This window comes from Agathobaculum desmolans ATCC 43058 (assembly GCF_000701665.1).
Taxonomy (GTDB): domain Bacteria; phylum Bacillota; class Clostridia; order Oscillospirales; family Butyricicoccaceae; genus Agathobaculum; species Agathobaculum desmolans.
This window is the reverse complement of the sequence record NZ_JNJN01000062.1, coordinates 1-11,812: the sequence shown is the minus strand read 5'-3', so window position 1 is coordinate 11,812 and position 11,812 is coordinate 1. Positions and strand designations below refer to the sequence as shown.

Sequence of the window (11,812 nt, the reverse complement as noted above, 5' to 3'; positions counted from 1 at the left end):
CGCACAACGCATCGTCTGAGATATCCTTTTCTCCATCGTTTCTATGGCAACTGCTTATGCGCTTTGCTGAGTACCGCATGGAGCTCCTTGTTAAGGAAGTGATGGTATTCCCGAATGGTCATGCCTATTATGTCTGCCCCAGATGTGGCATAACGCTGGAACGCGAGTTCGTGGCCTACTGTGACCGCTGCGGCCAGCACTTAGGTTGGAGAGGTTACAAGAAAGCCAAAGTCGTTTATCCTGACAGCCGTAAAAAAGTACATACCTGAAACAGCACACAAGGGTGGAGGCAAAACTCCACCCTTGTGCTTTTCTGAATTTCTATTTGACGCTTACTTCTCTTTTACGAAAAACACATCGGTTCTTTCAATAAATTTTATCGTGTACTGCTGTTCGGAATCATTCCGGCAAACTTAGGAAGCCTTGCAGCAACGCACCGGGGAACTGAAACTTTTTCTCCGTCCCTCCAAACACTACAACAATCAAACCTCCTTGGATTTCTTTGACCTTTCCCATGCCGAATGCTTTATGCCGAAGCTGACCGCCAACCACAACACGGGACAAATCCACCTGCTTGTGTGGTGCAGGTTCTGCCGGTTTTGGCACTGGTGGAGTATAGCGTGGCTTTTCCAAGTGCCGCCCATACACAGCCGATCTTTCTGCAACCTTCTGTGAATACTGCTTTTCCTTTTTGGGCTGATCAATATCCCTGACAGCTTCTGCAAAATCCAGAAACGGTTTTTCCGGCAAATCATCTGCTGAAGGGATCGGTGCTTCCATCGAAGCCTGTTGCAGTGCAAACATACTGTTATAGTCAGCATCCGAGATAACCGTATCCCAACCGCCACGGTTTTCACCTTCATGCCGGTCAATACCCGTGTAGCTCAAGCTGGCATCTTCGTATCTCTTGAACTTGTAAACGGCATCATTCATCAGCGAATCATTGAACACCCCGAGAGATACCAGCAACTCAAAATCTTTGACATCCAGACCCGTTACTTTCTTAAAAAGCCCCGGTTCCAGTTGTGTAATAACATCCTTCAAACAGCGCTCCCGGTAATCAGTCAGATACATGAAAACCGGAATACGGGTGGCGAACTTAATCAGCTTCTCCTGAATCTGTTTGCGTTTGGATTTATACTCTTTTTCTTCTTCGCTCAGCTCCTTTTTCTCTTTGGAAGTAAGTTTTTCTGTCCCCTCTTTCTTTGCCTTTTTTACGGCTTCGGACTTGTTAATAATGGTCTTTATATCCTCGTTCAAACTGCGGAAGCCTTCAATTTTCATCAGAGCATCCATCGCCGCCGGATTTGCCATCAATCGAGAAAGGGTATCGTTGTCCACATTGACAAGCAACGCACTTTCCCAGCGTTTGGCAAGCAGGGTGGCAGATGTACCTGCCATAGCGATGTCCAGTACCTCGCCTGCATCAATCTGCCGCATGGTGCTGCCGTCATAGGCGATGACCGGAAGGAAATTGATAAACTCTGCCACTTTCTTTTCCGGATTGCCTTCATCAATGTTTAGGCGGCAGCTGTAATCGGAGATCTGCTTGAGTGCCCGGTCGAGAGCAAAGTCAAATACATAACATTCCTGCTTGACAATTTCTTTTTTTCCGCCATCGGTCGTGATCTCCCACGGACTTTGCACCCGGAAGGCTGCTTGAAAATAGGTTTCCGGACTGGACAGATTCCGCAGCATAAAAATGCCTGTCCACGGTTTTACCGTAACACCTGTTGTCAGTTTGCCGCAGGAGAGCGTAATTGTCTTGCTTTCCAGCGGGTCACGCATGGATTTTTGTACCGGCTCCAGAGCCGCTGCACCAATTCCAGCGCCCGTACCTGCACAAACATTGATGGTGTAATCATGATAGAAAGTATTCTGCTTCTGCATCAGCAGATTTTTCATCGCATAGCAGGAAGCCACATTGGGGAGAAACCAGAGCGTATGCTGCAAGACATTCAGCAGGCGTACATCGGCATACGGCATGGCAGGCTTTTTGGCTCCCAGTTTCAAATCATCCACACTGGTTTCCAGATAAGCACCCCGAATCAGATCCAGCCACTTCTGCACCTCATTTTCATAGACAAAGCGAGCCTCCGCACCTTTGCCTTTGGCAGAGAAAAAGACATTCAGGTCAAACTCGTTGAACTCTCCCTGCATGGCAATCTGACGAATACTGTCCGGGATACGATAGGTCATCATTACCATGCGGGGCAGTGCTGCATAGGGATTTCCGTCACCCTGCCAGTTTTCCTTTGCTCTCTGTTCATCCGAGTATGTCCAGTTGTAAATCTGATCCTCGATAAATTCACCGGAATTCAGCGCCCGAAACGGCGTACCGGACAGATAAAGATAATACATGGTTGTGATGGGGAGGAACGTTTCATCGTAGGCGTTGCCACGGTCATATTTATCCATATCCTCACTGTCGTAGCTGTCCTCGTCCTCCTGCTCAAACAGCTTTTTGGCGTTTTCCTTCCATGCTCCGAAGTGGTACTCATCAAAGATAACCAAATCCCAGTTAGTGGAATGTACCCACTCATTTTTTGCCTTGATGCCGCCGGTTTCCTTATTTACTCCCAGATAGTCCTGAAAAGAGCCAAAGCAAACGATGGGACGGGACTTGTCCGCCGTTTCATAGGTCAGTTCTGTGTTCCGGCTGATAAACTGCCAGCCCTCAAAATCAATGTGGCTGTTCAAGTCCTCCTGCCATGCACTGACCACAGCAGGCTTGAAGGTCAGAATCAGAATTCGCTTAAATCCCATCCGTTTTGCAAGCTGATAGGACGCAAAGGTTTTGCCAAAGCGCATTTTACAGTTCCACAAAAACTTGGGGTAGCGTGTAGAATCCTCTGCATAAGCACTTTGAAAATAAGCGGCGGTTTTGTCAACAGCTTCCTGCTGTTCCGGACGCATGGAGAAGCTGTTGACCCGGTTCTCCACATTGGCAGTATGGTTTCTGACTGCCAGCACCGCCGCTCGTACGTCATCCACGGTACAGCGAAACCATTCACCGCCCATGCCAGTTATTTTCTTGCGTTTCAAAACTCGGTGAACATCATGGTCGGTAAACGAGGAACCGTCCGGATACATGGCACTTTCCCGGTATACAATGCGATAGGGAATACTACCATCCGGTCGTTTGGTGGGATACTGCTGGGCAACACGCTTGTCCACATCAATGGCAGTATAACCCACTTTCAGAAGCCCTTGATACTGCGGATTGGTGTCCTCATAGGCGTAAATCATCGGGTGTGCATTGGGGCGTTGGGGAAAGAAATCAGTTGCCATCGTCATCACCGCCTAACTCCATTGGTCGAATCAATGCTTCAATATAGCTTATTTCTTCTGGTGCCAATTTATAGCGAGAATATAGTTCACTATCACTCCATTGCTTAGAATAATCTAAAAATGGCACAAATTGAAAATTTTGCGTAGATATATTCATGGAACTTAGAGTGTGCTTCATCATAAAACGTGGAAATTTTAGAGCCATAAACGAAGCAAAATTTTCAGCTTGTTCCAACGTATCAAACGCATGAAGCAAAAGGTATGATTCCGTATGAATTTCACCAGGATATAATATCCTGCTTGAAGTGGTCACTTTATATCCGTTTCGAGGATCAGTATCCACTTCTCCATTACTTGGTACAATTTTTCCAATAGTAACTTTATATTTATCAATCTCTTGAATATTTTTTTCTACTGCTTGGCGTCTGATATATCCTATGCCGCCAGAACTAATTAGTTTTACATTCTCACAGCCTTTAATCGGGGATGATTCTCCTCTTTCTTTTGAAACAAACCCAAACGGATTTCTTGTAAATGTGTGGTTAGATAAACTTTCATCTCCGCTTTCGATAAATTTATGAATGATATTGATTGCTCTATTATCACGAATAAACACACCAAACTCATTCAGTGGACGTGTAGCAACAATTTCCTGATTATCATTTGAACAATTCTTAATAATACAATCTCCAGTATAATCTCTATCCCATAAAAAGTAATTGACTCCACCCGCAATATTAACACCTGGAAAACAATCTTTTGATGACATAAAATCAGAGATGCTTTTTATATGCCTATCATGAAGCATTGATTCTCTAAATTCATCTAAACCTTTTCCTCCTGCAAACCAACGTGATGGAATTATCATAGTAAGATAACGTGGCTTTAATTTTTTTGCTTGCTCTACAAACAAATGGTATACCGGTTTTGCACTGATACCTGTACCGCTACCTCCATCATTCATTTGATAAGGCGGATTACCAATTATTACATCAAATTTCATCTTGAATATCTCCTCCGGTTTGGTCGTATGTATCCACTCATAAGCGTGGGTTTCCAGTTCGTCCCCTCGCTCGTATTCGCTCTTGGACGCACTGCAGAACAGGCACTTGCCGTTCTGCCAGCGATGTGGTATCCGCTTGTACCGAATATTGCCGCTGGTGTCCTCAAAAAGCGTGATGGAATACTTGCTGTTGGGATACTTGGAGCAATACACACTTCTCCGGGAGAGAAGGCTGGTCAGTTCAGTGATTGCGATACCATACAGCTGCTTGTGAAAAATGTGGTCAATTCGTTCCTGTAAATCCGGGATTTCCTCTTTCAATCCCTCAATCAGGCGTTTGGCAATTTCCCGCAGGAACACCCCAGACTTACAGGCTGGGTCGAGAAATGTTGCTCTGCTGTCATGCCACAGTTCTTCCGGCAGCATATCCAGCATCCGGTTTGCCACCTCCGGCGGCGTGAATACCTCATCGTTGGACAGATTCGCCAGACAGGTGAGGACATCCGGGTTATACATATTGCTGTAAAAATCACTCATAATCCTGCACCCTCCTGTAATCGGTCAGCGGATATTCCTTGATGGGCGATGGGATAAATGCCTGAACTTCCTCGTCATACTCCCAGCCGATCATGAAAATATTCATCTGCTCCTCGTGTCCGTTCAGAAGCTCATCGAGTGCAAAATCACGGCGCTTCATCTGATTGCCTGTAACAAGGCTCCACTCTGCAAAAACAATGGGGGAACCGTCTGCCTGGAGCATAGTGAGCGCATCTCCGCACAGAATGTTTTTGCGCAGGATAAACCGTACCGCTTCCCGGCACTGTTCATTTGCCTGGGATTTGGCATTGGCGGTATATTCCTTGTCCCAGATGTCAAATAGCCGTTGGCGGCATTCCTCTGCGTTATCCTCCAAAATGTCAACTCCGTACAGGCTGGTCATTGCCAGTACCGAGTACCGTTCATAGTCAAAAGGGCTTTTTCCATAACGGTTTTTTACAACAGTCAGCTTCCTGCTGAGGACTTCCGCAAGGAAATTCCCGTTTCCGCAAGCTGGCTCTAAAAATCGACTTTCAATCCTCTCTGTTTCTTGCTTTACAAGGTCGCACATGGCTTTTACTTCACGCTCGGCAGTAAATACCTCGCCGTGATCCGCCACACGCTGCCTTGACTTTACCTGTTGTTCTGCCATTTCCTTACACCTCTATATCCTCGCACTCACAGAAAGGCAGCCACCTACAAGATGGTGTACTTTTTCGCAGGTGCGTTTTCCGGTGTTTGAGAAGTGGCAAAAGGGCTTTTGTTCACAGATTTTGTATGGAAAAAGCCGGTGTTCTGTGGTATCATTTTCTTATAGCTAAAAAGCAGGCATTTTACAGAAAGGTACACATTCCTGTAAAAACACCTGCTTACAACAACTTGGCTTTTTCGTAAATCTCCGCACGATAGCGGAAGGTGGAAAGCGGCATCCCGCACAGCTTTGCAGCAGCTGTGCCTGTGATTTTGCCGTTCTTCCATTGTTGATATAGATGATGGAAGTTCTCTGGTAAAGGCGCTGGGGGTCTGCCAAAGCGGACACCTCTTGCTTTGGCAGCGGCAATTCCTTCTGCCTGACGCTGCCGGATATTACTGCGTTCATTTTCTGCCACAAAGGACAACACTTGCAGCACAATATCACTGAGGAATGTGCCCATCAGGTCTTTGCCCCGGCGTGTGTCCAGCAAGGGCATATCCAGCACCACAATATCAATCCCTTTTTCCTTGGTCAAAATCCGCCACTGCTCCAGAATTTCAGAATAGTTACGCCCCAGACGGTCGATGCTCTTGATATAGAGCAGATCGTCTTTTTTTAGTTTCCGTACCATTTTCCGGTACTGCGGGCGTTCAAAATCCTTGCCGGACTGCTTATCGATAAACAGATTTTTAGCCGGGATAGATAGCTCTTTCAGGGCAAGAATCTGCCTGTCCTCATTCTGTTCTCTGGTGCTGACACGGATATAGCCATATAAATTACCCATTGTTTTTCCCTCCTTTCTCCCGACCGGGGAAATAGCTCCCAAATCGGACATTTTTCATCTTCTATGGTACTGGATACTTGATACCCCTGAATAAACAGACTGTGAAAATGCCGGGTGCAGACCCGGCATTTTGCAGTCATTTGCCCTGTAATCAGGCGCTTTCCTTTTCTGTACGCAAAACCTGAAAACCATGTTGTTTAGCGTACTCTCTGGCAGCTGCCAGCCGTTCTTCGCTGTACGGCGGGACAAAGCGGACAGACAGCCGGGACTTGTCCATCACATAGGTTACACTGCCCTCGGTGGTGCTACGCTCCAACCGGCACAGCTGGGGATACTTTCGGCTGAACTCTGCCAGTCTGCGCTTCAGATCGGCATTGAACGTGTAAATGCTGGCGGTGTTTTCTGCTTCGTTCCAGTTGATAATGGTTTCTTTCTCATACTTAGACAGCTTCGTCATACAGATCCTCCTCATAGTCAGTGCTTTTCTCTACCATCCGCAGATACTTCTTTGTCTCGTAATACTTTGCCATCTCCATGCGGAGCCGCTGATAAAAGCAAGGATACCAGTGTTCCTCAACCTCATTTTCCATCTTTCTGGCAAGTCCCAGCATCCAGCGTTTTGCTTTTGGATCAACAGTCAATGCGGTCAGCCATTTGAGCCTTGTCACGGTGTTGTGGTGATTGGGACAGGCAAAGGCATAAAGAATTTTCTTTTCTTGAATACTCAATTTCATGGTTACGCCGTCCTTTCTTTTTCGTTCTCGTGCGGAGTGCCACCGCTATCCAGCCAGTTGAAGAAGGCTTTCTTGCTGATCTTAATCAGTCTGCCGCTGCGCACTGCTGGAAACCCCGGTGTGTGTACCAGCTCATAGGCACTGGCTCTGGAAATCCCCATGATATGCTGAATATCCATAACATCCAAAATCAGGGGCAGAGCGTCATAGTCGTTCCATTTTGTTTTTTCTTTCATATCGGTGTTCCTCCTTTATTTGAATTGATTGATATTTCATTTTTCACATATTTGCCGTTCTACCTGTCTCGTTTCCTTCATGCTGCCCTGCTCGACATACATGAGTCACCGATTTCTCGATGCGCTCGCCCTCCGTTTCAGGAGAGGTCATGGCGGTTTATCTCAGTTCAGACGGTCATTTAGTTGTCAAGGTACACGATGTAATGAAATTACCATCTGATGTCATCATATCGCTATAACCTTGACAAAACAATAGATTCGCAGTACCATTAGTGTAACAGATGTAATCAGATTATAAAATTACCATAAATGAATGGGAGGGAATTGCATGGACTTTGAATTTGTGCGGCACGAACCGCTTTATGACCGTATTCTGCTGGTACTGACGCTGGACAGACAGAAAATGAAAGAGCGCATTTTGATTGGAGAAGAACTGCAAATCCGGTTTCGTTTACAAGGATATGCCGATGCAGAGGTGCTGTGTGATGTTACACGCCCTTTGGGAGCTATGCTTTCAGCCTTTGAGCATGATCCTGATGGCGAATGGAACCGTTTTGGTCTGATGCCATTGAGAGAAGCGTTGCACTCTAACCGTTGGAAGCAGCCAGGACTGGAACAGGCTTCCGGTGGTTTTCTGGCAAAAAAATATCTCACCGGTGATCCGGTGAGAATGTATGTGGCACTTCGTATCTGGAACGAATATTTAAAGGCAAGAGAACCACGAAATCGGGAAGCTGCCTGCGAGCGTTTTATTGGAAAAATGAACGGCTTCACAGCCTTGTTTATGGGAAATCCACCCCTTGACTTTGATGAGGATTCAGGAAAACCAAAGCGCCTGAATATTTCTACACATATTTATGGTTCTGTACCGCAGGAAGATACCCGGCTTGACCTCTGGTATCCGGACAGCAAACGAAATATGGAATGTGTTTCTGCTTATTCATCCCTGTATCCGCTGATTATCTATTATCTGAACCGCTTGAACGATTGGGGACTTTATTTCCGGAAATGCAAAATTTGCGGGAAAGTATTCCTTGCCAAAAGCCAGAGATATGAGCTTTGCAGTGATAAGTGTCGTAAAAAGCAATCTCTCCAGAACAAGCGTGAGTTTGATGAACGAGCCAGAGAAAACAATTATGATCTGCTCTACAAAAACGAATGCCAGAACTGGCGAAACAAAATCAATAAGGCAAAGAAAACCCCCGGCTTTCCTGCCGACCGTTTGGAAGAAATGCTGGCTGCTTTTGAATCTTTCAAAAAAGAAGCCTTGCAGCGGAAACAGGCTGTGAAAAAGAAAACAGCCAGTCCAAAGGAATTTTCGGACTGGCTGCTCCAGCAGAGCAATATCATTGTGGAACTGGCTGAACAGGAAAATTGACATTTCAGCAGTAAATCATTTCAGACCGAATAATTTCTTCTGCCCGGTTACGAATGCTGTTCATTGCCCTGACCCATGCCATTTGGTCACTGGCTTTCAGTTCCTCCGTGATTCCCTCGACTTCTTGCATCTGGGCAATGATACAATCCAGCCGGTTCTGTGCCTGCTCATTCAGATCTGCCAGATATGTCCATAGTTTGCCAGACAAAATTAGGTCATTATACCTGGCTGGGTGGTACAACTCCAGATAGGCTTTGTGCATCCGCCCCCAGATTCCAATGGAGCGGTTTTCTTCCGGTAACTGCAAGTCTGGAATGTAGTAATCACCGACCAGCGTATAGCTGATGCCGTTTTGACAGGTTTTCTTCGGTAAGTGTTCCATAAGCGACCTCCTGTATTCGATTTTTCTCCGAATCCAGCTGATCGTGTCCCTGTTCATGTCAAATTCAAGGCAGCTGAACTCTTCACCAACAAGTATGGCATATCCTTGCCTAACTTCTGATAGTTCAGCCCATGTGATACCTCACGCCCCCGGTTCTCGGAAGTGTTGAAGCTGTCAATGGTTTCTTTCCCCAAGATTTCCGACATTTCTTTGAGGGTGGTTTTCTCCTTGCCGCCTAAGAAAAGGGTGGTGTCATGAGGTAAGCTTCAGCTCATCCTTCGAAAAGGACTTGCATCCACTCCCTCCCAAACCGCACGTACACCTCTCGATGTATACGGCTTTCCGCTTATCATTTGCGGTGTTACGAATGAATTAAATTATGGCATTCGGGGCATACCACGAGTGTTTTCCGTCTCCTTTTTCGCATGAGTAATACCCACTCTGTATTTCCCTTTAAATCTTTGAGTTTCTTAACTTGGTGTATTACCAGATTTCTACAGTCTTTTTGGCATAATTCACAAGTATGACGTTCCACTCTCTGTTTGAGAGTGTTAGTTTTGGCATATTTTGAAAACTGCGGAAGCTCGCTTACATTATCAAACTTTGTAGCACATTCCTTCCGTTTATAACCATCCCTGTAGAATGTTGTTGTTTTCATTCCCTGCCTTGTTTCATACGCAACTGTAAATAATTCGTTTCTGCAATATCTCCGCTTAATCTCATGAACATTCGTCTTATACTTGCACGCAAATGTTTTATACATGCTGTATTTCATTACATTGGCAAATCTCCCTATTTTAAAGGAGTCATTCGCTATGGAGTAATAATTATATAGTCCACGGACTTCTGCATTGTATCTTGCGAGAATTTCAATATCGCTCTGGTTTACCAGTTTTCCCCTATGAAGGGCTACAAATCTCTCTTTTCCGTTTTCGTTGATTTTGATTTTCATTGCTTTGTATTCAATTAACTTACCTACCCATTTTTCGCGTGGAACATACAGTTTAACAACTCCTGTCTGACATCTCTGAACCCTTCCGTTAGAAGCCTTCTGTAGCGTCTGCGCTCTTGATACCGTAATGTCGTAACCTAGAAATCTTGCTCTGTTTCCAGTGTGCGTAACCTTTGTCTTAGTGTCTGACATTTCTAATTTCAATGCTTTTTGCAGGAATATTTTCACGTCTTTCTTGATAGCTTCTGCGTCTGCTTTGCTACCAATAACCCCGATGATAAAATCATCCGCATATCTCGTATACTGCACCCTTTTATAATTACTGTCGTTATAGACGTACGGTGTTGTAGATTTTTCAATCATTTCCAGTTCCTTAAGATTTTTGCATCTGATTTTCTTTTCTTCATCAGACAGACTATCCCATATCTCTCTGCCCTTTTTCCTATATCTGTATGCCTTACCGACACTGGACTTATATGCAGTAGAAAAATGTTTCTTCTTGGCTTCTGTATTGAAGTTTTCTGCATAATTTTCCATAAATTTGTCCAATTCATGAAGGTAAATATTTGCCAGCACTGGACTGACTCCCGACCCCTGCGGCACTCCGCTATAGGTTCTGTTGAATGTCCATTGTTCCATATATCCTGCTTTTAGGAATTTCCATATAAGCTGGATAAACGCTTCGTCATCAATCCTCTTTTTCAAGAGGTCGATAACTACATGGTGGTCGAAACTGTCAAAACAAGCGTGTATATCTCCTTCCACAAACCAGTTCGCACCAGTAAAGGTGTTCTGTATCTGTTTCAGTGCTGTCTGACAGCTTCTGTTTGGTCTGAACCCATGTGATTTATTACTGAACACAGGCTCATAAATACTCTCCAAAATCATCTTAACGACTTCCTGCACGAGTTTATCATCCCCCGACTGAATACCCAGAGGACGTTTTTTACTGCTGTTTTTCTTTGCAATATATTCTCTTCTTGCAGGCTTAGGTTGGTAACTTCGGTCTTTTAAGGATAAAATAATCCTCTCAATTCTCTCGTTACCCATGCCATCAATCGTTGTTCCATCAGCTCCGGCAGTCATACTGCCATCATTTGCGTAGATATTTTTATACGCAAGCCAATAAAACTCCGGATTGTACAGATTTCTGTATAATCTCTGAAATCTGTAAGTTTCATTCTTTGACTTTTCCATCAAATTTTTCAATACCTCAGTTGGATTTCTCAATGCCTCTCGCACCTTCCTTCATTTTAGTATTTTCTGATAAGCTGCTCCCCTTCGCCATGTGAACGTCATTAACGTCTCGGACTACTATGGGAGCTGTGTGACCATGCCTGTTACCAGGTTTAGGTCATCCCCAGTTAGTAAATACAGGATTAGCATTCAGTGTTGTCGGCACCGACTTTCGCCATTTATCCGCTGTCTTGCGGTTGCTCTTTCATGAGTATCGCTTGCTTTCATAACTGCGAAATGAAACCAACATGAAAAGCATACGTTTCAATCCTTTTCGTATGCGGGGCACGGGTTCCCCCACTCTGGCTATCGTTTAGGCAGTTTAGCTTTGTACCTCATACACTGATTTTTATTCTTAAATGTTCTGACGCATAGGATTAGCGCCTTTCCTATTTACGTTCCAACTGGAACAACAACATGCTACACTCCCCTTCGGGTTTCCCCTCTCGGATAAGTTGTAGAATAATAGGTTGTGATTTTTCATCACCTGATACTTTTACCTACCGCTTGCTAAAGGCGGTATCCTGTAAGTACCACGTCGCCAATTTATATTGCGCTGGCGACTTCTGGGCGCACGCAGTTGCC

10 protein-coding genes and 2 pseudogenes are annotated in these 11,812 nt (G+C 45.0%); 2 read left to right on the top strand and 10 right to left on the bottom strand.

What is annotated here, in order from left to right:
• Positions 1-269: pseudogene (locus tag T363_RS16130) on the top strand (hypothetical protein); the annotation flags it as partial.
• A gap of 130 nt (positions 270-399) precedes the next feature.
• Here T363_RS16130 and T363_RS0112680 read toward each other — a convergent pair.
• The 7 genes from T363_RS0112680 to T363_RS0112650 all read right to left on the bottom strand — a co-directional run bounded on the left by T363_RS0112680 (position 400) and on the right by T363_RS0112650 (position 7,279).
• On the bottom strand, positions 400-3,297 hold the full coding sequence (locus tag T363_RS0112680; RefSeq protein ID WP_207640631.1) for a GIY-YIG nuclease family protein: 2,898 nt from the start codon (positions 3,295-3,297) through the stop codon (positions 400-402).
• Complete coding sequence (locus T363_RS0112675; RefSeq protein ID WP_031476404.1) at positions 3,281-4,831, bottom strand: Eco57I restriction-modification methylase domain-containing protein; 1,551 nt, start codon at positions 4,829-4,831, stop codon at positions 3,281-3,283. Before T363_RS0112675 ends, T363_RS0112680 begins: the two co-directional genes overlap by 17 nt.
• Complete coding sequence (locus tag T363_RS0112670; RefSeq protein WP_031476402.1) at positions 4,824-5,483, bottom strand: hypothetical protein; 660 nt, start codon at positions 5,481-5,483, stop codon at positions 4,824-4,826. Before T363_RS0112670 ends, T363_RS0112675 begins: the two co-directional genes overlap by 8 nt.
• Positions 5,484-5,700: 217 nt before the next feature.
• A complete protein-coding gene (locus tag T363_RS0112665; RefSeq protein WP_031476400.1) occupies positions 5,701-6,309 on the bottom strand; it encodes a recombinase family protein in 609 nt (202 codons plus the stop codon).
• A gap of 151 nt (positions 6,310-6,460) precedes the next feature.
• Entirely contained in the window at positions 6,461-6,766 is a 306-nt protein-coding gene (locus T363_RS0112660) for a hypothetical protein (protein ID WP_031476398.1), read from the bottom strand.
• Positions 6,750-7,043 (bottom strand): hypothetical protein, encoded by a 294-nt coding sequence (locus T363_RS0112655; protein WP_031476396.1) that lies wholly within the window; start codon positions 7,041-7,043, stop codon positions 6,750-6,752. Before T363_RS0112655 ends, T363_RS0112660 begins: the two co-directional genes overlap by 17 nt.
• Positions 7,044-7,045: 2 nt before the next feature.
• Positions 7,046-7,279, bottom strand: coding sequence for a helix-turn-helix domain-containing protein (locus T363_RS0112650; RefSeq protein ID WP_031476394.1), 234 nt, complete (start codon positions 7,277-7,279; stop codon positions 7,046-7,048).
• Between the two features lie 328 nt (positions 7,280-7,607).
• On the opposite strand from T363_RS0112650, the gene T363_RS0112645 reads away from it, so the two are divergent.
• Positions 7,608-8,657 (top strand): hypothetical protein, encoded by a 1,050-nt coding sequence (locus tag T363_RS0112645; protein WP_031476392.1) that lies wholly within the window; start codon positions 7,608-7,610, stop codon positions 8,655-8,657.
• Positions 8,658-8,661: 4 nt separating this feature from the next.
• On the opposite strand, the gene T363_RS0112640 is transcribed toward T363_RS0112645, so the two are convergent.
• From T363_RS0112640 to T363_RS0112630, 3 genes and pseudogenes are all read right to left on the bottom strand, one after another.
• Positions 8,662-9,039 carry a TnpV protein gene (locus tag T363_RS0112640; RefSeq protein ID WP_031476390.1) on the bottom strand — a complete coding sequence of 126 codons (378 nt, stop codon included), beginning with the start codon at positions 9,037-9,039 and terminating at the stop codon, positions 8,662-8,664.
• Positions 9,040-9,137: 98 nt separating this feature from the next.
• A pseudogene (locus T363_RS15745) lies at positions 9,138-9,293 on the bottom strand (TraM recognition domain-containing protein); the annotation flags it as partial.
• 107 nt (positions 9,294-9,400) lie between these two features.
• Positions 9,401-11,221: a reverse transcriptase/maturase family protein gene (locus T363_RS0112630; protein WP_031475749.1), complete on the bottom strand. Its 1,821-nt coding sequence runs from the start codon at positions 11,219-11,221 to the stop codon at positions 9,401-9,403.
• Positions 11,222-11,812 lie beyond the last annotated feature (591 nt).